The organism is Streptomyces sp. NPDC093568, assembly GCF_044764945.1.
Classification (GTDB): domain Bacteria; phylum Actinomycetota; class Actinomycetes; order Streptomycetales; family Streptomycetaceae; genus Streptomyces.
Genome location: NZ_JBIWJD010000005.1, coordinates 102843 through 122197 on the forward strand (window position 1 = coordinate 102843; position 19355 = coordinate 122197).

The 19355-nt window shown below is 72.3% G+C and carries 17 protein-coding genes and 3 pseudogenes; 11 read left to right on the forward strand and 9 right to left on the reverse strand.

What is annotated here, in order from left to right:
• Positions 1-67: 67 nt before the first annotated feature.
• A complete protein-coding gene (locus tag ACIRD7_RS21105) occupies positions 68-1456 on the forward strand; it encodes an MFS transporter (protein WP_403455315.1) in 1389 nt (462 codons plus the stop codon).
• Here ACIRD7_RS21105 and ACIRD7_RS21110 read toward each other — a convergent pair.
• On the reverse strand, positions 1416-2027 hold the full coding sequence (locus tag ACIRD7_RS21110; RefSeq protein WP_403455318.1) for a DUF1349 domain-containing protein: 612 nt from the start codon (positions 2025-2027) through the stop codon (positions 1416-1418). The two genes, ACIRD7_RS21105 and ACIRD7_RS21110, sit on opposite strands and share 41 nt — an antisense overlap.
• A 53-nt stretch (positions 2028-2080) precedes the next feature.
• Positions 2081-2617, reverse strand: a complete 537-nt coding sequence (locus ACIRD7_RS21115; RefSeq protein ID WP_403456373.1) for a hypothetical protein — start codon at positions 2615-2617, stop codon at positions 2081-2083.
• Between the two features lie 268 nt (positions 2618-2885).
• On the opposite strand from ACIRD7_RS21115, the gene ACIRD7_RS21120 reads away from it, so the two are divergent.
• Both ACIRD7_RS21120 and ACIRD7_RS21125 read left to right on the forward strand, forming a co-directional pair.
• On the forward strand, positions 2886-4610 hold the full coding sequence (locus ACIRD7_RS21120; RefSeq protein ID WP_403455321.1) for a sensor histidine kinase: 1725 nt from the start codon (positions 2886-2888) through the stop codon (positions 4608-4610).
• Positions 4611-4702: 92 nt separating this feature from the next.
• A complete protein-coding gene (locus ACIRD7_RS21125; RefSeq protein WP_403455324.1) occupies positions 4703-5365 on the forward strand; it encodes a response regulator in 663 nt (220 codons plus the stop codon).
• A 98-nt stretch (positions 5366-5463) separates the two neighbouring features.
• Here the strand turns inward: ACIRD7_RS21125 and ACIRD7_RS21130 are convergent, their stop codons facing one another.
• A complete protein-coding gene (locus tag ACIRD7_RS21130; protein ID WP_403455327.1) occupies positions 5464-6993 on the reverse strand; it encodes an aldehyde dehydrogenase (NADP(+)) in 1530 nt (509 codons plus the stop codon).
• Between the two features lie 139 nt (positions 6994-7132).
• Between ACIRD7_RS21130 and ACIRD7_RS21135 the strand changes: the two genes are divergently transcribed.
• The 6 genes from ACIRD7_RS21135 to ACIRD7_RS21160 all read left to right on the forward strand — a co-directional run bounded on the left by ACIRD7_RS21135 (position 7133) and on the right by ACIRD7_RS21160 (position 12921).
• Entirely contained in the window at positions 7133-7906 is a 774-nt protein-coding gene (locus ACIRD7_RS21135) for an IclR family transcriptional regulator (RefSeq protein ID WP_194080361.1), read from the forward strand.
• 4 nt (positions 7907-7910) lie between these two features.
• Positions 7911-8426 carry a GNAT family N-acetyltransferase gene (locus tag ACIRD7_RS21140; RefSeq protein WP_403455330.1) on the forward strand — a complete coding sequence of 172 codons (516 nt, stop codon included), beginning with the start codon at positions 7911-7913 and terminating at the stop codon, positions 8424-8426.
• A gap of 80 nt (positions 8427-8506) precedes the next feature.
• Positions 8507-9508 carry a hypothetical protein gene (locus tag ACIRD7_RS21145; protein ID WP_403455332.1) on the forward strand — a complete coding sequence of 334 codons (1002 nt, stop codon included), beginning with the start codon at positions 8507-8509 and terminating at the stop codon, positions 9506-9508.
• Positions 9505-10761 carry a sensor histidine kinase gene (locus ACIRD7_RS21150; protein ID WP_403455335.1) on the forward strand — a complete coding sequence of 419 codons (1257 nt, stop codon included), beginning with the start codon at positions 9505-9507 and terminating at the stop codon, positions 10759-10761. Before ACIRD7_RS21145 ends, ACIRD7_RS21150 begins: the two co-directional genes overlap by 4 nt.
• Positions 10758-11420 carry a response regulator gene (locus tag ACIRD7_RS21155; protein WP_403455338.1) on the forward strand — a complete coding sequence of 221 codons (663 nt, stop codon included), beginning with the start codon at positions 10758-10760 and terminating at the stop codon, positions 11418-11420. Before ACIRD7_RS21150 ends, ACIRD7_RS21155 begins: the two co-directional genes overlap by 4 nt.
• Positions 11421-11475: 55 nt before the next feature.
• Positions 11476-12921: a peptidoglycan D,D-transpeptidase FtsI family protein gene (locus ACIRD7_RS21160; RefSeq protein WP_403455341.1), complete on the forward strand. Its 1446-nt coding sequence runs from the start codon at positions 11476-11478 to the stop codon at positions 12919-12921.
• A 20-nt stretch (positions 12922-12941) separates the two neighbouring features.
• On the opposite strand, the gene ACIRD7_RS21165 is transcribed toward ACIRD7_RS21160, so the two are convergent.
• Positions 12942-14393 (reverse strand): NCS2 family permease, encoded by a 1452-nt coding sequence (locus ACIRD7_RS21165; protein WP_403455344.1) that lies wholly within the window; start codon positions 14391-14393, stop codon positions 12942-12944.
• Positions 14394-14652: 259 nt separating this feature from the next.
• On the opposite strand from ACIRD7_RS21165, the gene ACIRD7_RS21170 reads away from it, so the two are divergent.
• Positions 14653-15222 carry a SigE family RNA polymerase sigma factor gene (locus ACIRD7_RS21170; RefSeq protein ID WP_403455346.1) on the forward strand — a complete coding sequence of 190 codons (570 nt, stop codon included), beginning with the start codon at positions 14653-14655 and terminating at the stop codon, positions 15220-15222.
• Entirely contained in the window at positions 15219-16091 is an 873-nt protein-coding gene (locus tag ACIRD7_RS21175) for a hypothetical protein (RefSeq protein ID WP_403455349.1), read from the forward strand. The genes ACIRD7_RS21170 and ACIRD7_RS21175 overlap by 4 nt, the downstream gene beginning before the upstream one ends.
• 146 nt (positions 16092-16237) lie before the next feature.
• Here ACIRD7_RS21175 and ACIRD7_RS21180 read toward each other — a convergent pair.
• From ACIRD7_RS21180 to ACIRD7_RS21200, 5 genes and pseudogenes are all read right to left on the reverse strand, one after another.
• Positions 16238-16357, reverse strand: a pseudogene (locus tag ACIRD7_RS21180) (pectin esterase); the annotation flags it as partial.
• A gap of 26 nt (positions 16358-16383) precedes the next feature.
• Positions 16384-16734 (reverse strand): annotated as a pseudogene (locus tag ACIRD7_RS21185) (family 43 glycosylhydrolase); the annotation flags it as partial.
• Positions 16731-17120, reverse strand: a complete 390-nt coding sequence (locus tag ACIRD7_RS21190) for a DUF6807 family protein (RefSeq protein WP_403455351.1) — start codon at positions 17118-17120, stop codon at positions 16731-16733. The gene ACIRD7_RS21190 and the pseudogene ACIRD7_RS21185, both read right to left, overlap by 4 nt.
• Complete coding sequence (locus tag ACIRD7_RS21195) at positions 17120-18274, reverse strand: Gfo/Idh/MocA family protein (protein WP_403455353.1); 1155 nt, start codon at positions 18272-18274, stop codon at positions 17120-17122. The genes ACIRD7_RS21190 and ACIRD7_RS21195 overlap by 1 nt, the downstream gene beginning before the upstream one ends.
• Before the next feature lie 208 nt (positions 18275-18482).
• Positions 18483-19258: pseudogene (locus ACIRD7_RS21200) on the reverse strand (carbohydrate ABC transporter permease); the annotation flags it as partial.
• Positions 19259-19355: the final 97 nt, after the last annotated feature.

Genomic DNA, 19355 nt, shown 5'->3' on the forward strand with positions numbered 1-19355 from the left:
AGAACCTCCGGGAGCATGGCATTTTGGCCACTACTGTACGACGGCGCGGATCCGCAGCATGGAGTGCATGTCCACGAACCAGACCCTCAAGGGCGACGAACTCGCCCTCTCCGCCGCCGGGTTGGGGCCCAGGAAGCCGTCCTCCGTCCTCACCCTCACCGCCGGTCTCCTCGGCTTCGCGCTGGTCTGCCTCGACGCGTCCATCGTGAACGTGGCCCTGCCCGCGATGGGCTCCTCCCTCGGGGGCGGCCTGTCCGGCCTCCAGTGGGTGGTGGACTCCTACACCCTGGCCTTCGCGGCGCTGATGCTGTCCACCGGTGCGTTCTCGGACCGGGTGGGGGCGAGCCGGGCGTACGCGATCGGCGCCGCCGTGTTCACGCTCGCCTCGGCGGCCTGCGGCCTGGCGCCGAACCTACCGGCGCTGATCGGGGCGCGGGTGGTGCAGGGCGTGGCGGCGGCCGTCGTGCTGCCGGCCTCGCTGGCGCTGGTGCGGCAGGCGTACGCCGATCCGGCGCGCCGCGCCCGTGCGGTGGCCGTGTGGGCGGCCGGCGGTTCGGCCGCGGTGGCACTGGGTCCGGTGCTGGGCGGGGTGCTCGCGACGGCCTGGGACTGGCGTGGCATCTTCTTCGTCAATCTGCCGGTCGGCGCCCTGATTCTCGTGCTGCTGGTGCGGGCCCCGCGTTCGGAACGCCGTCCGGCGCCCCTGGACCTGCCCGGCCAGGTGACGGCGGTGGTGGCGCTCACGGCGCTGACGTTCGCGGTGATCGAGGGCGGGACGGCGGGCCGGGCGGCGCTGGCGGTGGCCGTGGTGGCGGTGGTGGCGTTCCTCCGGGTCGAGGCACGTCACCCGCACCCGGTCGTCCCGCTGAGCCTGTTCCGCAACCGGACCGTGGCGGTGACCGTCGCCGCCGGAGCGGCGGTCAGCGTGGCCTTCTACAGCATGGTGTTCGTCTTCTCGCTCTTCTTCCAGCAGGTACAGGACCGTTCGGCGCTCCAGGCCGGGCTGATGTTCCTGCCGATGACGGGTCTGATCGCCGTGACGAACGTGGTGGCCGGCAAGCTCGCGGGACGCCACGGCGCCCGGCTGCCCATGCTGGTGGGGCAGGGCCTGGCCGTCGCGGGCCTGCTCGCGATGCTGTACGTCGACGCCGACACGCCCGCGACGCTGGTGGCCCTGCTCCTCGTCCCCATGGCGCTGGGCTGCGCGCTGACGGTGCCGCCGCTCACCGCGGCGATGATGGACGCCGTTCCCGCGGAACGGGCGGGCCTCGCGGCCGGCGTCCTCAACGCGGCGCGGCAGATGGCCGGGGCGCTGGGCATCGCCGTCTTCGGGGCCCTGATCTCCGGCGATTTCGTGGCCGGGATGCGGCTGAGCCTGGTGATCAGCGCGGCCCTGCTCACGGTGACGTTCGCGCTCAGCTTCCGTCGCGCAGGTCCTTCGGCCAGTGGGGCCTGAACTCGAGGTGGTCGTACGTCACCACGCACCCCTCCCCCAGCGGCGACTGCGTCATGAAGCCGACGAGGGCCGCGCCGGTCTCCTTCTCGTCGCCGAGGGTGAACAGCCGGACGAAGGTCCAGCGCTCGCCGTCGCGGGAGGCGTGGAAGGCGAAGGCGCGGCCGGTGCGGCTGACCCGCAGCCACACCGAACTGCCCTCCACCGTGAAGGAGTTGGCGTCGTCGGAGTGGCCCCGGGTGACGACCGTGCAGACGGTGGGCACGTCCGGCGAGTACTCCAGGCACAGCTTGGCCCAGGCCCGCTCGCCGACGTGGACGTAGAGGACCCCGGCGTCGAAGGCACCGGCGAAGCCGACGGTGACCCGGGCGATCAGCTGGAAGTCCCCCTCGGGCGCGCCCAGCAGCCGGGGCGCGTCGGAGGCGGCGTCCAGGCCCTCGCCGGTGGGCGGCACGAAGCGGTCCTGCCGGGGGCCGGCCCATCCGGAGAGGATGCCGTCGTCCTCGTAGGACCAGTGGCCGTCGGGGCCGTAGGTGCGCAGGGAGAAGGGGAGTTCGGGGATTTTCAGGTCCATGCGGGGATTCTTCCAGGCCGTCCCCGCCGGCGGGTGCCCGAGGGGGGTGCCGGTCAGCGGGACTGGAGCGCGTCCAGGGCGACGGCCTGGGCGATGGCGAGGCGCAGGTCCAGATCGGGCGAGGCCACGTCGAGCACATAGCGGTCGCGCAGCCCGATCTTCTTGTCGAGCCGCATCACCTGCCGGTCGCCCGAGGTGAAGTCGAAGTGGTAGGGCCAGACGAACGGTATGAAGTCGAGCGGCAGCAGTTCCCAGACCCGGCGCAGCACGGCCACGACCGGATTGCGCTCCCGGCCGACGGCGGCGACCGAGCCCGGCTGGTCCAGCTCCCACGTCGAGCGCAGCAGGGAGGCGGCGAACTTCTTGCGGAAGGTGCCGACGGGGTTGCCCGCCGCGTCCCGCACGTCGTAGAGGGCGCCGACGTCCAGGACCTGGCGGGCCTTGGCGGTGAACAGGACGCGGTTCCTGGACTCGTCGGTGTAGAAGGTCATCTGCTCCTTGAGCGTCATCCGCTTCTGCTCGGCGAAGGCGACGACCTTGCCGTCGGAGCCGTCCGGCAGTGCCTCGGTCACGACGTACCGGTTGATCATGAAGGTGGTCTTCTGCCGGATGGTGAAACGCTCGTTCGCCTGCGCTCGCGCGCTGTCCGCTGTGTCCACTGTTCCGCTCCCCGAGCCGGTGATCCCTGGATCGCTCCATCGTCACCGTGCGCCCCGCCCCGGGTCAGTCTCCGTAAGTCGACGTCCGCAGCGACCAAAGATGACGGGTGCGGCGGGGGGAGGGTGTCGACTTTCGTCGTTCGGGACCGCGCCGAAGGGGGGATGCGGGCGGCACCGGACGGCTGACTATCGTCTGCGCGTGGACGTAAGCCAGATACCCCGTACGGACCGGCCGCTCCGCTCCCGGCTCCTCGCCGCCTCTCCCTGGCCCCGCAAGCGGATCGTCGGGGAGAGCGTGCTCGCCCTCGTGCTCGCCGGGATGGCGGGCCTGTTCGACGACCGGCCCGGTTTCGGCGCGTGGACCGTCGTCGTGGCCCTGTCGGCCGCCGTACTGTCGCTGGTGCGCCGCTCGTTGCCGGCGACGGTGCTGCTCATCGCCTCGGCCATGTCCGGGGTGGTGGCGGGCGCGGTGGCGCTGCTGATGTGCGCGAGCTGGTCGGCGGGCAGCCGGATCATGCGGCCCTCGCGCGCGCTGGCCGCGTACGCCGCCGGGTTCGTGCTGTACGCGGTCGTCGGCATCGCCCAGGCGCCCGACGAGGAGGTCCACTTCTCGCCGGTCGTCACCGGCTCGCTGGCGGCGGGCTCGTTCCTGGCGCTGGTGATCGTACCGGGCCTGGCCTCCCGCTATCGCGCCCAGCGCCACGCGCTGCTCGACGCCCTGCGGCGGCACAACGCCCAACTGGTGCGCGAGCAGGCGATGGTGGCACGGCAGGCCCGGCTCCTGGAGCGCCAGCGCATCGCCCAGGACATGCACGACAGCCTCGGCCACCAGCTCGCCCTGATCGCCGTGCACGCCGGGGCGCTGGAGGTGGACCCGGAGCTGGGCGACCGCCACCGGGAAGGGGTGGGCATCCTGCGCGAGGCGTCCCGGACGGCGATGCGGGAGCTGCGCGAGGCGGTGGGCATCCTGCGGGACGGCCTCGGCGAGGCGGCCGGGCAGGGGCCGGACCCGGCGGACGCCGAGCATCCGCCGGCCCGGGTGGCGGCCGCCGTCGACGGCCTCGTCGAGTCGTCGCGGGCGGCGGGCGCGGCCGTGGAGCTGCACCGTTCCGGGACCGTACGGCCCCTCGCGCCGGCCGCCGACCACGCGGCGTACCGCATCGCCCAGGAGGCGCTGACCAACGCGCACAAGCACGCGCCCGGTGCCCCGATCACGGTGGCGCTGCGCTATGAACCCGACAGCCTGGTCGTCGAGGTGGCCAACGGGCCGGTGCCGGCCGGGGCTCCCGCGTCCCCGCCCGCGGTGAGCGGCGGCCAGGGCCTGGCGGGTCTGCGGGAGCGGGCCCGGCTGGTCGGCGGCATGGTGCACACCGGTCCCACGCCCGACGGCGGTTTCCGGCTCGCCGGGGTGCTGCCCTACGGCGGTGGCGAGACCCTGCCCGGTCCGGAAGGCGCGACCTCCGTATCGGCGGGCGAAGACTTTCGGGGGCAGCCCCTCGAGGGTGCGGCGGGCGACGGTGGAGCGGTCATCGACCGTACCGATCCGCAAGGGGAGTTCGCCGCCATCATGAGCAGCAAGAAGAAGGTCGCCCTCGGTTGCGCCGTCACCGCCGTCGTCCTCGTCGTGGGCGTCGTCGCCCTCGGGGCCTGGGGGCTGAAGGCGCTGTGGGACGAGATGGAGAGCGGCACGATATCGGCCGACGTCTACGAGTCCGCGAAGATCGGCGACGCCGAGGCGGACGTGAAGGCCGAGCTGCCCGAGGGCAGTTCGCTGCTCACCGACGGCCAGGAGAAGCAGGGCCCGCCGCTGCCCGAGGGCGCCAAGTGCCGTCACTACCTGGACGTCGACGACGACATCGTCTACCGGTTCTGCTTCCGCGACGGGAAGCTGGTCGCGAAGGAGACCTTCAAGGACAAGCTGTGACCGGCGGCATGTGACCGCCCCCGGGACCGGATCGGGCATGATGACGGGGCTCTGCCATCCGTTCATCACACCGACACCGTGCAGGAGGCCGCGTGATCCGGGTCCTCGTCGCCGACGACGAGCCGCTCATCAGGGCCGGCATCAGGATGATCCTCACCTCGGCCGAGGACATCGACGTCGTCGCCGAGGCGGCGGACGGCCGGGAGGCGGTGGAGACCGCCCGGAGCACCGCGGTCGACGTGGCCCTGCTGGACATCCAGATGCCGGTGATGGACGGGCTGACCGCGCTGGCCGAACTCGGCCGGGCCGCGCCGGGGGTGCGCGTGCTGATCCTGACCACGTTCGGCGAGCGCGAGAACGTCCTGCGGGCGCTCGGCCACGGCGGCGCGGGCTTCCTGCTGAAGGACTCCGCGCCGCAGGAGCTGATCCACGCGGTGCGCGCCGCGGCGGCCGGCAACGCCTATCTCTCCCCGGCCGCCACCCGCCACGTCGTCGACACCCTGGCCTCCCCCGCCGCGACCGCGCGCGGCGAGGAGGCCCGCCGCCGCCTGGCCGGCCTGACCGAGCGGGAGCGCGCGGTGCTGGCACTGCTGGGCGAAGGCCTGTCCAACGCGGACGCGGGCGCCCGGTTGCACATGAGCGAGGCCACGGTGAAGACGTACGTCAGCCGCATCCTGACCAAGCTCGACTGCGACAACAGGGTCCAGGCGGCCCTCCTGGCCAGGGACGCGGGTCTGGAGTCGAATGCGGGCTGACGGTTCCGCAACGCCCGCAAGGGGCGCGGGGAACCGCGCGACCAGCCACGACGGCGCCGCAGCCGTACGACGACAGGACCCGGCATTACAGCGGAGCGCTACCGCTCCAGCGCGCCGTTGAACCGCCGGGGCAGCCCCAGCGGATTCTCGTCCCGAAGCTCCGCGGGAAGCAGCGCCGCCGGCGCCCCCTGGTAGGCCACCGGCCGCAGCCACCGCTCGATGGCCGTACCGCCCACCGACGTGGACGTCGAGGTCGTAGCCGGGTAGGGACCGCCGTGGTGCTGGGCCGGCGCCACCGCGACGCCCGTCGGCCAGCCGTTGACCAGCACGCGCCCGGCCAGCGGCGTCAGGTCCGCGAGGATCTGCGCGCCGCGTCCCTCGCCTGCCGCCTCCTCGGCCGACAGGTGGACGGTCGCGGTGAGGTTGCCGGGCAGCCGGGACAGCACGGCCTGCGCCTGTGTGTCGTCGTCGTAGCGGACCACCACGGTCACCGGGCCGAAGCACTCCTCCAGGAGCAGGTCGTACGCCCCCTCGGCGGTCAGCTTCTCGGCCGCGACCGACAGGAAACCGGCGCTGACCGTGTGCTCGCCGCCCGCGCCCGGGGTCACCGGGGACTCCACGTCGGCGAGTCCGGCGCGCTCGGCGACACCGGCGATGAAGTTGTCGCGCATCCGGTGGTCCAGCAGGACACCGGCCTCGGTGTCGCTGACGGCGTCCGTGAGGGACTTGACCAGTCCGTCGCCGGCCGCGCCGGACGGCACCAGGACGAGGCCCGGCTTCACACAGAACTGCCCGACGCCCAGCGTCATGGACCCGGCCAGACCGGTGCCGATCGCCTCGCCGCGCTCGCCCGCGGCGGCCTCCGTGACGACGACCGGGTTCAGGGAACCCAGCTCGCCGTGGAAGGGGATCGGGACCGGGCGGGCGGCGGCCGCGTCGAAGAGGGCGCGGCCCCCTCGTACGGATCCGGTGAAGCCGGCCGCCGCGATCAGCGGGTGCCTGATCAGCTCCAGGCCGGACTCGAAGCCGTGGACGAGGCCGACGACGCCCGCGGGGATGCCGTGCTCGGCGGCGGCCCGCCGCAGGACGGCCGCGACCAGCTCCGACAGCCCCGGGTGGTCGGGGTGGGCCTTGACGACGACCGGGCAGCCCGCGGCGAGCGCGCTCGCGGTGTCGCCGCCGGCGACGGAGAAGGCGAAGGGGAAGTTGGAGGCCGAGTAGACGGCGACGACGCCCAGCGGCACCTTGTAGCGGCGCAGGTCCGGGATCGGCGGGGTGGCGGTGGCGTCGGGGTGGTTGATGACGACGTCCAGGAAGGCGCCCTCGTCGACTATGTCCGCGAACGCCCTCAACTGGTAGCAGGTGCGGGCGAGTTCGCCGGTGAGGCGGACCGGGCCGAGCGCGGTCTCGGCGTCGGCGGCCTCGACGAGCTGGTCCTTGGCGGCCTCGAGCCGGTCGGCGGCGGTGCGCAGGAACGCCGAGCGGACCGTGCGGTCGGCGAGGGAGCCGCGGGCCTCGTGCGCGGCGCGTACGGTGGCGTCCACCTCCTGGGCTGTGGCCTCCACCGCAACCTGTTCACGCTGCTTCCCGGTTCGGGGGTCGACACTCCAGACTGGTGCTGCTGCCACCGCGGGTCCCTCCACATGTAATGCCGCAGTACGGGGTCATCCACCAGGGGTGTTCGATATACTGAACACTGTCTCTGATGATGAATACGCTGTCGGAGACTATAACTCTGGTTCTCGTCCAACGAAGGGGTCAAGGGCGATGTCGGCAGGCGAGACGGGCGGCGGGGCGCAGGTCAAGTCCGCGGTACGGACGGTTGAGCTGCTCGAATACTTCGCCGGGCGCCCCGGCATGCACTCCCTCGCGGCGGTCCAGGAGGCCGTCGGTTATCCCAAGTCCAGCCTCTACATGCTGCTGCGCACGCTCGTGGAGCTGGGCTGGGTGGAGACGGACGCGACAGGCACGCGGTACGGCATCGGCGTGCGGGCGCTGCTGGTCGGCACGTCGTACATCGACGGCGACGAGGTGGTCGCGGCGGCCCGTCCGACGCTGGACCGCCTGTCGGACGACACCACCGAGACGATCCACCTGGCCCGCCTCGATGGCACGAACGTCGTCTACCTGGCCACCCGCCAGTCCCAGCACTACCTGCGCCCCTTCACCAGGGTCGGCCGCCGGCTGCCCGCCCACTCCACCTCCCTGGGCAAGGCGCTGCTCAGCACTTACGCGGACGAGCAGGTCCGCAAGATGCTCCCGGAGACGCTCCCGGCCCTGACCGAGAACACCATCACCGACCGGGAGAAGCTCATCGAGGAGCTCCACCAGGTCCGTGAGCAGGGCTTCGCCGTCGACCGCGAGGAGAACACCCTCGGCCTGCGCTGCTTCGGCGTCGCGATCCCGTACCGCACCCCGGCCCGCGACGCCATCAGCTGCTCGGTCCCGGTGGCCCGGCTGACCCCCGCGCACGAACAGATGGTGAAGGACGCCCTGTTCGACGCCCGGGACCGGCTGACACTGGCCACCCGTAGGCTCTGACCCCATGAATTCCGACGCCACGAATTCCGACGCCATCAATTCCGACCTCGTGAACGTGGAACTGCGCGCGGTGCACGACAGTGATCTGCCGGTCTTCTTCCGGCAGATGAACGACCCGGAGGCGCTGAGCATGGCGGCCTTCACGCCCAAGGACCCGGCCGACCGGGCCGCCTTCGACGCGCACTGGAGCAGGATCCGGGTCTCCTCGCACGTGCTGCGCACGATCCTGGCCGACGGTGACGTGGTGGGGAGCGCGGCCGTGTACGGGGATCCCGGCGAGCGGGAGGTGACCTACTGGGTCGACCGCGCTTACTGGGGCCGCGGGGTGGCCACGGCCGCGCTGCGCGGGCTGCTCGCCGAGGTGCCCGAACGCCCGTTGTACGCGCGGACGGCGGCGGACAACGCGGGCTCGCTGCGGGTGCTGACGAAGTGCGGTTTCCAGGTCACCGAGCGGACCCGTGGGTTCGCCAACGCGCGGGGCGAGGAGATCGACGAGCTGGTCCTGGCGCTGGGGGTCTGAGCGGCTCTCCCCCGTGCGGCGGAGACGGATCGTCGCCGCGCAGGAGGTGCCCGCACGCCCTCGCGCGGGAGCGTGGACGCATGACGCGGACACTCGCTTCCCCGCGGCCGGCCCCCGCCCTCGGCGCCGACCGGCCCCGTCGACTGCTGCGCGCCGTCGCGATCGCCTCCTGTGTGCCGTACCTCGCGCTCAAGGGCGCCTGGATCGCCGGGAGTCACCTCGGGATCCCGCAGGGCAGCCCGCTGCTGGAGCACCGCGGGAGCATGGTCGTCGCCAACGGCGTCACCGTCCTCATGGACGGCGCGGTGATCGTGCTCGCGCTGGTGCTGACCCGGCCGTGGGGGCTGCGGGCGCCCGCGTGGCTGCTCGGCCTCCCCGCATGGGTTGCCACCGGGCTGCTCGCGCCCATCATGGCCGGGTTTCCGCTCCAGCTTCTCGTCGACGTGCTCGGCGGGTCCCCGGCGAGCGGCACCGCCGGGGACGCCCGGCCGTTCCTCGACGCCTGGGTCTTCGGGGTCGTCTACACCGGGTTCATCGTGCAGGGGCTCGGTCTCGGCGCGCTGTTCGCGCTGTACGCCCGCGACCGCTGGGGGCAGCTGTGGCAGGGGCGGGTGTGGGAGCTTCCGGTCGGCCTCATCGGGGCGGCCCAGCGCACGGTCGCCGTCGCGGCGGCCGGATGCGCGCTGCTGCCGCTGGCGGCCCATCTGCTGTGGGCGTGCGGTGGCACCGCGGGGCTCGACGAGAGCCGCGTCACCGACCGGGCCGGCGGCTTCTACGTCATGGAGGCCCTGTCCGTCGTGTTCCTCGCCATGGCCGTCACCGGCGGCCTGCTCCTCGCGTTCCGGCGCGGCCGGGCGCTGCCCGTCGGGCTGCCGCTGGCCCTGGTCTGGGTCGGCTCGGCGGCCACGGCGTGCTGGGCGGCCTGGCTGTCGCTGGCGCCGCTCACCGACGTGGCCGACGGCCCCACACCGCTGCTGGGCCTCACCTACGCTGGCCAGATGATCGTCGGTATCCTCGTCGCCTGCCTCGGCGTCCACTTCCTCGCGGAGCGCGCCGCGAGCCGGAAGTGGCGTACCGGGTGAGCGAGTTCGTCCGCTTTCTGTTCGGGCGGCGGGCGCGCCGGCGCTGGATCCATCTGATCCTCGGCGGCGCGCTCGCCATGCCGTACGTCTTCGTCGGCCAGCTCGTCGTCGGCCCCGCCACCGACTCGCGGTACGTCTTCAACGACCTCGCCCTGCAACTCCTGTCCTTCGCCGTCGGGTTGCCGCTCGCCACCCTCACCGCGGCCGTGTTCCCGCTGACCCGGCCCCTGGAGGCGGGGGCCGTGCGGTCGCTGTGCGGGGTGGAGGCGGGCCTGCTGGCGCGCGGGCCGGCCCGGTCGCGTGCCGCGAGGGGGCGGGCGGCGGCGTGGTTCACCCTGCATCTCGGCTTCGGCGGGATCATCTCCGGGATGTCGCTGGCGGTACCGCCGTTCGCCGGGTTCCTCACCGCGCTGCCGCTGCTGGTGTGGGCGGGCGGCAGCGAGTTCGTCGAGCTGCCCGGTGCCCTCGACCGTCCCTGGGTGCCGGCGCTCGCGCCGGTCGCGGGCGTGGCGACGATGCTCGCGCTGGCCGGCTGCGCGGCCGGCTGCGGTGCGCTTCTCGCCCGCTGGGCGCCCGTGCTGCTCGGGCCGACGCCGGAGGACCGGCTGGCGGTGGCCGAGGCGCGCGCCGCCGACCTCGCGGTGCGCAACCGGCTCGCGCGCGAGCTGCACGACTCGGTGGGTCATGCGCTCAGCGCCGTCACCCTCCAGGCGAGCGCGGCGCGCCGAGTCCTCGACAGCGACCCGGAGTTCGTCCGTGAGGCGCTCGCCGCGATCGAGGACACCACCCGGCGCACCGTCGGTGAACTGGACGCCGTGCTGGGCGTGCTGAGGGACGGCGACGCTCCCGGTACGGCCCCGGCGCCCACCCTAGCGGCCGACCTCGCCGACCTGCTGCGCCGCACCCGCGCGAGCGGGCTGCGGGTGACCGCCACGGTGGGGGTGGAGCCCGACGCCCTGCCGCCCGTCCTCTCCCGTGAGGCCTACCGCATCGTGCAGGAGGGGCTGAGCAACGCGCTCAAGCACGCCGGTGACCGGACCGCGGTGACGTTGCGGATCGAGATCGCCGACGGGCACCTGGAGATCACCGTCGAGAACCCGGTGGACGGTGCCCCCGCCTGCCGCCCCGGCGGCGGCCACGGTCTGCGGGGCGTCGCCGAACGGGCGCGCCTGCTGGGCGGGACGGCGCGGGCCGGCGCCGCGCGGGGCGCGTGGCGGCTGCACGTACGACTGCCCATGAAGGGACCCGCATGACGACCAGCCCGCCCGTCCGGATCGTCCTCGCCGACGACGAACGCATGGTGCGCACCGCCCTGCGCGCCATCCTCTCCGCCGAGCCCGACCTGGAGGTGGTCGGCGAGGCGGCGACCGGGGCCGAGGCGGTGGCCGTCGTACGGGAGCGGCGGCCCGACGTGGTCCTGATGGACGTACGGATGCCCGAGATCGACGGCATCCGGGCCACCGAGCAGATCCTGGCCACGCTCGACGCGCCGCCCCGGATCGTGGTCGTCACGACCTTCGAGAACGACTCCTACGTGTACGAGGCGCTGCGCGCCGGGGCAGCCGGGTTCCTGCTGAAGCGGGCGGAGGCCGAGGCGCTCGTCCAGGCCGTACGGCTGGTCGCGCGCACCGACACGCTGCTCTTCCCGTCGGCCCTGCGCAGCCTCGCGGCCGAGCACGCGCGCGCGAACCCGGCGCCGCCGCCCTGGGTGGCGCGGCTCACAGGCCGGGAGAGCGAGGTGCTGCGGCTGATGGCGCGGGGCCTGACCAACGCGGAGATCGCGTGCCGGATGGACGTGGGTCCGGCCACGGTGAAATCGCATGTGGCGGCCGTTCTGGCGAAGACCGGCACCCGGGACCGCACCCAGGCGGTGATCGCCGCCTACGAGGCGGGCTTCATGAACGCCCGATGAGAAATCGGGGCCCGCGGGAACGTCCGCCCCCGTCCCGGTCGTCCTCTCGAGTGGGATGAACAAGACGATCAGGCGGGCGTCCGTCTTCACACTGCTGCTCGTGCTCGCTCTGCTGGTCAGGGCGACCTGGGTGCAGTTCTACGACGGCAAGGCCCTCGCGGACGACAAGAACAACCGGCGGAACACGATCGCGCTGTACAGCGAGCCGCTCGGCAACATCGTCGTGGGCGGCGACGCGATCACCGGCTCCGCGCCCACGAAGAAGGGTGACCTCAAGTACAAGCGCACGTACAAGGACGGCGCGCTGTACGCGGCGGTGACCGGGTACAGCTCGCAGGCCTTCGGGGCGACCCAGCTGGAGGGCATCTACCGGGACCTGCTCGACGGGACGGACAACCGTCTCAAGAGCGTGCTGGACACGGTCACCAACAAGCGGTCCGACCCGGGCAACGTGATCACGACGATCGACCCGGACGTGCAGAAGGCGGCGTACGACGCGCTCGGTGACAAGAAGGGCGCGGCGGTCGCGATCGACCCCACCACCGGGAAGATCCTGGCGGTGGTGTCCACGCCGTCGTACGACCCGTCGCGGATCACCACGGGTGACTCGGACGTCTGGAACCAGCTGACCAAGAACCCCGACAAGCCGATGACGAACCGCGCGCTGCGCCAGCCGCTGCCGCCGGGTTCGACGTTCAAGCTGGTCGTGGCGGCGGCCGCGCTGGAGGACGGGCTGTACTCGTCGGTGGACGAGAAGACGGAGAGCCCGGACCCCTACCCGCTGCCGGACACCAATCGGGAGCTGGGCAACGAGAACCCCAACGCCCCCTGCGAGGACGCCTCGATCCGGGTCGCGCTCCAGTACTCCTGCAACAACGTCTTCGGGAAGATGGCCGTCGACCTGGGCCAGGACAAGGTCCGGGAGATGGCCGAGAAGTTCGGCTTCGACGACACCGAGCAGGACGTGCCGGTGCGCGCCTACGAGAGCGTGTACCCGAAGGACATGGACCGGCCGCAGACCGCCCTGTCCGGCATCGGCCAGTTCGACGTGACCGCGACCCCGCTCCAGATAGCCATGGTGTCGGCGGCCATTGCGAACGGCGGCAAGCTGGTCTCGCCGCACATGGTGTCGCAGATCACCGACAGCGGCGGCGATGTGCTGGAGGACTACGACGACCAGGCCGACACGACAGAGATCGTGAGCTCCGACACCGCCGAGCAGCTCCAGTCGGCGATGCAGACGGTCGTCGAGAAGGGCACGGGCACGAACGCCCGGATTCCGGGCGCGACGGTGGGCGGCAAGACGGGCACGGCGCAGCACGGCGAGAAGAACAGCAAGACGCCGTACGCCTGGTTCACGTCCTACGGGAAGGCTGACGGCAAGGAGGTCGCCGTGGCGGTGATCGTCGAACAGTCGAACGCGTCCCGCTCGGAGGTCAGCGGCAACGGGCTGGCCGCCCCCGTGGCCAAGAAGGTGATGGAGGCGGCACTCGAGAACTAGTCCGTGTCCGGCCTAGCGGGTCACTTGACGCCCAGGATCTGCTCGATCGGGTTGATCGCGAAGTACACCAGGAACAGCGCCGAGGTCCCCCACATCAGCCAGTGGATGTCCTTGGCCTTCCCGAGGACCGTCTTGATCACGACGTAGGCGACGAAGCCCGCGCCGATGCCATTGGTTATCGAGTACGTGAACGGCATGACCGCGATGGTCAGGAACGCCGGGATCGCGATCTCGTACTTGTCCCAGTCGATGTGCTTGACCTGGGTCATCATCAGGAAGCCGACGGCGACCAGGGCGGGCGCGGCGGCCTGGAGCGGGACGATGGTGAGCAGGGGGGTCAGGAACAGGGCCAGGGCGAACAGGCCGCCGGTGACCAGGTTGGAGAAGCCGGTGCGGGCGCCCTCGCCGACGCCGGCCGCCGACTCGATGTAGGAGGTGGCGGAGGACGCCGACGCCGCGCCGCCCGCGGCCGCCGCCGCGCCGTCGATCAGCAGCACCCGGCCGAGGTTGGGCACCTTGCCCTGCTCGTCGAGGAGACCGGCCTCGGCGCTGATGCCGACGACGGTGCCCATGGTGTCGAAGAAGTCGGACAGCACCAGCGTGAAGATCAGCAGCACGACGGTGATGGCGGTGGTCTCGCCGAACGCGCCGAACAGGCTGAAGTCGCCGACGAGTCCGAAGTCGGGGGTGTCGACCACCTTGTCGGGCCAGGCCGGGGTGGTCAGCCCCCAGACCTTGATGTCGGCGATCGAGTTGACGATCATCGCGACGACCGTCATGGTCACGATGCTGATCAGTATCGCGCCCTTGGTCTTGCGGGCGAGCAGGGCGATCGTCAGCAGGACTCCGAGGCAGAACACCAGGATCGGCCACCCGGTGAGCTGCCCGGCGCCGCCCAGCTGAACCGGCACGGTGGTGTTCGCGGCGTCCGGGATCCGGGTGACGAACCCGGCGTCCACGAAGCCGATGAAGGCGATGAACAGGCCGATGCCGACGCTGATCGCCTGCTTGAGCGGCTGCGGGATGGCGTGCATGACGGCCTCGCGCAGCCCGGTGACCACCAGCACGCAGATCAGCAGGCCTTCGAGGACGACCAGGCCCATCGCGTCGTCCCACGCCATGAGCGGGGCGATCTGGAAGGCGACGACGGCGTTCAGTCCGAGGCCGGCGGCGAGCGCGAGCGGCAGGTTGCCGCCGACGCCCATGATGATCGTCATGACCGCGGCCACCAGGGCGGTGGCGGTGGTGAGTTGGACCGGGTCCAGCTGATCGCCGAACTTGTCCTTCGCGCTGCCGAGGATGATGGGATTCAGGACAAGGATGTAGGCCATCGTGAAGAACGTGGCGAATCCGCCCCGTATCTCGCGGGCGAGGCTGGAGCCCCGTTCGGAGATCTTGAAGAACCGGTCGACGCTGCTCACGCCCGGTGGCGGAGCACTTGACCGGTCGGCCACCTTCTGGGGTTCGGACATGGCGGTAACTCCTTGTTGCCTGATGGATCGGTGTGCGGATGCTGGCTGGATTGTTCCCGCGTTGAACGTGTTTCAGGTTTTCTCCGTGTTACGGAATCAGACCTGCTCACGTGCGGGGTCCCACACGCTGTTCGAGACCCTGTACCAGACGGGCGTTCGATCACTGCTACGCTCCGGACCGCGACCGGTTGATCGCTAAACGATCGCCGGACGACCACACGTCATTCACAAGCCACCGCGCAGGCAGGAGGGGTCGCCCGTGGGCACGGTCGTCGACGACGCCGCCTCCGTGGAGTTCCATGCCTTCTTCGAGCGCCACTACGCCGAACTCGCGCGCCTGGCCCACCTGTTGACCGGCGAGGCGGACGCCGCCGACGACCTGGCGGCGGACGCGCTGCTGGCGCTGTGGCACCGCTGGGACCGGGTGCGCGCGGCCGACCACCCGGTGGCCTACGCGCGCGGTGTCGTGGCCAACCTGGCCCGCACCAGGATCCGCAGCGCCGTCCGGGAGCGGCGCCGGGTCGCCCTGTTCTGGTCGCAGCGCGAGGAGAAGACGGAGAATCCGGACATCGCGGGCGTGGTCGACGTCCAGGGGGCTCTGCGTAGACTGCCGTTCCGCAAACGTGCCTGTGTGGTGCTGCGGCACGCGTTCGACCTGTCCGAGAAGGACACCGCCCTCGCCCTCGGCATATCGGTCGGTACGGTGAAGAGCCAGACCTCGAAGGGCATGGCCGAGCTGCAGCGCCTGCTGGGGACGGAGCAGGCCCCCCTCAAGGTGCACACCGCGGCGATGGCCCGCACCGGGGGCACCGCAGGAAGGAACCGATGATGCGGCGGGACGTGCACGACGAACTGCGCGCCCGGCTGCACGAGGCGGCCGAGGCGCACCGACCCGACCGCGAGCGGATCCTGGCCCGCGTCGAGCGCGGCATGGCGGACCCCGCCGGACAGACCCGCTCCGCCCACCGGGCGACCCGCCCGCCGGTGTACGGCTGGGTCCGGGTGGCGACGGCCACGGCGGCGGTCGCCGGCGTGCTCGCCTTGGGCGGTTACGCGGTGGCGTCCGCCGTGAAGGACGAGGACCGCCCGGGGCAGACGGTGGCCACGTCACCCACGCCCACCCCGTCCCCGGACGCCACGAGCCGCGCTCCGCACCCGCCCGCCCCGTCGGGGGACCGGACTCCGGAGGGGACGCCCGAGTCCCGCGAGACGGGCGAGGCACCGACCCGGCAGCCGACCGAGACGCCCGCGCCTCCCGCGACGCCCGCCGAGGGCGCGCAGGACGGCCCGCTGTGGTCGGCCGGCTCGGTGGACCCGCACAGCAACGACTTCTGGGCGCAGAGCAATCTGACCCTGCGCACGAGTGAGCAGCTCACCGCGCTCACCGTGCGGGTGAAGGTCGCGCAGACCGGCGGGGTCACCTCGACCGGCGCCTGGCGCGCGCTGCCGGAGGACGACTTCACGCTGACGGTCGAGGAGAAGGACGGCTTCCTCGTCTACACCTGGGTGCTGAAGGAGGGCCGTACGGTCCCCGCGGGCGAGTGGGTGTTCGCCGGGCAGTACGACCATGAGCGCGGCGGCCGGGACGCGAAGGAAGACGGCTACACGGTGACGGCCACGGCGGGCGGCGACCAGCTGTCCGTGGCGGGCGGCTTCGCGGCGGGCGACGACAACTCCCCGGCGGCCGGGGACTCGTAGGGCCGGGACGCAACCTCGCGCGAGTTCTCGTCATCTCACATCACGTACCAGTGAGCACGCTGGTAACGGACCTGCTGGCCAGAGCCCCCCTCGGTCAGCAGTGAGAGGCCCCCGCCGGTGACGACCGGCGGGGGCCCGCAATCACCTCAGGGCCGCTCAGACGGCCGCCAGTCACCGGTGTGTACCGCCCTGGTGTGCGACACGGCTTCCGTGGGCGTCAGTTGGGGACGGTTCGCGGGGACGGTGATCACCGCGCCGGGGCCGGTGCGGGACACAGGGGTGCCTTTCAGCAGGGTCGAGTTGCCCCACCCGTGGGCGCGGGGAACCGCGCGACCAGCCACGAAACACCCGTGGCCGGCCGCGCGCGGAAGCAACCGAGCTCGATCCAGAAGCGGTCGTCGTGGTGCCGCAGCGCCGGGGCCCAGACACCGCAGTCGTGCCGGGACGAGCGGAACTCCGCCTCCGGCTCCGGGCGTTCCGGGGCGTGGCCGACCAGCGTCCAGTCGAGCAGGTCCCGGGAGTGCAGCAGGGGCAGGCCCGGGACACGGCCGAAGCCGGAGGCGGTGAGGTAGAAGTCGTCGCCGACGCGGACGACGTCCGGGTCGGACCAGTCGGCGTCGAGGACGGGATTGGTGTACGTCACTGGCTCACCGCCTTGCGGATCAGGGCTGCCGCTCCGATGCGCGGAAGGCGGCCGTCGGCGACGACGGTGACGATCCGCCGGACGACGGTCTCGCCCGGCGCGACGGCCAGCCGCTCCTCGGACGCCGGCGAGGATCCGACGCCCCGGTACTCCCCGGCGCGCACGAACCACGGATCCCGCCGGGTCCGCTCGGTGGCGCCGGCGAAGACCAGGGTCCAGGTGCCGCCCGCGAGGGCGACCCAGTCGGCGCGGGTGCCGTGGACCGCGGCCTCGCCCTCGCGGCCGGCGGTGAAGACCTCCGGCGGCTCCTGGAGTTCCGGCCGGGTGACGTACCCGCCGACCGGTCGGCCCGCGACGCGCAGCACCGGGGTGTCGTGGGGGGTCATCAGGTGCTCACCTCTTTCGATCTCGCCGGGCGGGCCCAGGGGGCGCCCAGCTCGGAGTAGAGGGCGAGGCTGTCGGCGGCGGCCGCGACCAGGCCGTCGATGCCGGGCACGACCCGACGCCGCTCGTCGGGGAGCAGGTGCCAGGCCCCGGCGGGCAGCGGGGCCGGGTCGGGGGCCCGCCGAATCGCCTCGACGACCCTCATGAAGGCGCCGGTCGCCTCGGGCGCGACCAGCAGCTCGGTGCCGTCGGTGAGATGCTCGACGAGGTTCTCGAGCAGGTCGGTCCGGCCGTACTCGAACTCCTCGGGGCCGTGTCCCGAGCGCTGGAGCAGGACGCGGTCCTGCTTGTACCAGAAGGTGATCCGGCCCCGGTCGCCGTGCACCACGACATACGGCTCGCCGGGGTCCTCGGCGCAGAGGGTGGCGCCGACGACGATCTCGGGGCCGCTCGTGCCGACGCGGACGCAGGAGGTGTCGTCGGACTCGATGTCGTTGGCGCGCAGCAGCTCGGTCTCGATGCCGGTGACGTCGTCGGCGCGCACGGTGCCGCCGAGCGCGAGCGCGGTGGCGACGGCGTGTGCGAGCGGGTTGGTGAGCACCCCGTCGACCACGTCGACGCCGTTCAGCCTGCGCTTGCCCGCCCAGGGCGCCCGCCGGTAGTAGGCCTCGGGGCGCGCCCAGGCGCCGGCGCCGCCGATGCCGGCGATCTCGCCGATCGCGCCCTCGGCCATCAGCGCCCGGATCGCGGGCACGGCGGCCGAGCCCAGCGACTGGAAGCCGATCTGACAGGCCACCCCGGCCTCGGCGATCCCGTCGGCCATGCGCCGGAACTCGGCGTACGAGGGGGCGGGCGGCTTCTCCAGCAGGATGTGCACGCCCTTGCCGGCGGCCGTGAGCGCGAGGTCGGTGTGGGTCGGGATCGGCGTGCAGATCACGGCGATCCCGGCGCCGGTGGAGTCGAGGAGTGCGCCGAAGTCGGCGGACTGCTCCGGTGCGCCCAGCCCTTCGGGGATCTCCTGCGCGGTGAGCGGGGTCAGCTCGCAGATCCCCGCCAGTCGCACGGTCCCCTTGTCCTGGAGCCGGCGGATGTTGTCCAGGTGCCAGCGACCGTGGCCGCGCGCGCCGGCCAGCACGACGGGTAGGGCAGTGCTCATGGGATCCTCCCTGCGCCCGCGCCGCGTGCCACCGCTCGGTCGGCCGCCTCTGCGCTGTCGATCTTTGTGTGCAGGGTAGGTGTCCGGCCGACGCCGGCCGTGAGGTCGCGCTCGCCGCCGGAGTTGCGGGCGTCGTGGAGGGCGGTGCCGCGGACGGGCACGCACAGGAGTGCCGGCGGGACGGCCGGCGCGGCTGTGTGACGGAGCCTCATCCCTTCACCGCCTCCGCGCTGAAGCCCGTGAACAGCCACTCTGGATGAAGGCGAACACGATCACTACGAGTACGGCCGCGATGATGCCGCCCGCCATGAGCGCGCCGAGGTCCACGCTGTCCGCGCCCATCAGGGTGTTGAGGCCGACCGGGATGGTCTGCTTCTCCTGGTTGTGGAGGAACATCAGGGCGAACAGGAAGTGGTTCCAGGAGTGCACGAAGGCGAAGGAGCCGACGGCGATCAGACCTGGCCGCAGCAGCGGCAGGACGACGATCCTGAACGCCGTCATCCGGTTGCAGCCGTCCACCCAGGCCGCCTCCTCCAGGGAGTACGGCACGTTCTTGATGAAGTTGCTGATCAGGATCATCGACAGCGGCAGTTGGAACACCGTCTCGGCGATGATGACGCTGCCCAGTGAGTTGATCATCCGGAGTTCGGCGAAGATCTCGAACAGCGGCACCAGGAGCAGCGCGCCCGGCACGAACCGCGAGCACAGCAGGGCGAGCATGAAAGCCCGCGGGATCCTGAAGTCGAACCGCGCGAGGGCGTAGCCGCCGGCCAGGGCGACGAGGGTGGTCATCAACAGGGTGACGACACCGACGAACAGGCTGTTCTGGAAGTACGTCCCGAAGCTGCGCTCCGTCCAGACCTTCTCGAAGTGGTCGAAGGTCATCGGCCAGGGGACGAGCGAGGTCGAGCCGGCCGGGCGCAGGGAGAACAGCAGGATCCAGTAGAAGGGGATCAGGGTGAAGACCAGGTAGACCGACAGCGGCGATCCGTGCAGGCCGGGCACCTGTTCATTGGCGAGCGCCGGGGCTGACGTTCGATCGGGCCCTCGCGCGGCCGATGCCGACGGGGCCCGTGAACGC

What these genes read in the sequence shown, in the direction of transcription:
- ACIRD7_RS21105 (WP_403455315.1), top strand. Translation starts at nt 68, where the DNA reads ATGTCCACGAACCAGACCCTCAAGGGCGACGAACTCGCCCTCTCCGCC.
- ACIRD7_RS21110 (WP_403455318.1), bottom strand. Translation starts at nt 2,027, where the DNA reads ATGGACCTGAAAATCCCCGAACTCCCCTTCTCCCTGCGCACCTACGGC.
- ACIRD7_RS21115 (WP_403456373.1), bottom strand. Translation starts at nt 2,617, where the DNA reads ATGATCAACCGGTACGTCGTGACCGAGGCACTGCCGGACGGCTCCGAC.
- ACIRD7_RS21135 (WP_194080361.1), top strand. Translation starts at nt 7,133, where the DNA reads ATGTCGGCAGGCGAGACGGGCGGCGGGGCGCAGGTCAAGTCCGCGGTA.
- ACIRD7_RS21140 (WP_403455330.1), top strand. Translation starts at nt 7,911, where the DNA reads ATGAATTCCGACGCCACGAATTCCGACGCCATCAATTCCGACCTCGTG.
- ACIRD7_RS21145 (WP_403455332.1), top strand. Translation starts at nt 8,507, where the DNA reads ATGACGCGGACACTCGCTTCCCCGCGGCCGGCCCCCGCCCTCGGCGCC.
- ACIRD7_RS21155 (WP_403455338.1), top strand. Translation starts at nt 10,758, where the DNA reads ATGACGACCAGCCCGCCCGTCCGGATCGTCCTCGCCGACGACGAACGC.
- ACIRD7_RS21160 (WP_403455341.1), top strand. Translation starts at nt 11,476, where the DNA reads ATGAACAAGACGATCAGGCGGGCGTCCGTCTTCACACTGCTGCTCGTG.
- ACIRD7_RS21165 (WP_403455344.1), bottom strand. Translation starts at nt 14,393, where the DNA reads ATGTCCGAACCCCAGAAGGTGGCCGACCGGTCAAGTGCTCCGCCACCG.
- ACIRD7_RS21175 (WP_403455349.1), top strand. Translation starts at nt 15,219, where the DNA reads ATGATGCGGCGGGACGTGCACGACGAACTGCGCGCCCGGCTGCACGAG.
- ACIRD7_RS21190 (WP_403455351.1), bottom strand. Translation starts at nt 17,120, where the DNA reads ATGACCCCCCACGACACCCCGGTGCTGCGCGTCGCGGGCCGACCGGTC.
- ACIRD7_RS21195 (WP_403455353.1), bottom strand. Translation starts at nt 18,274, where the DNA reads ATGAGCACTGCCCTACCCGTCGTGCTGGCCGGCGCGCGCGGCCACGGT.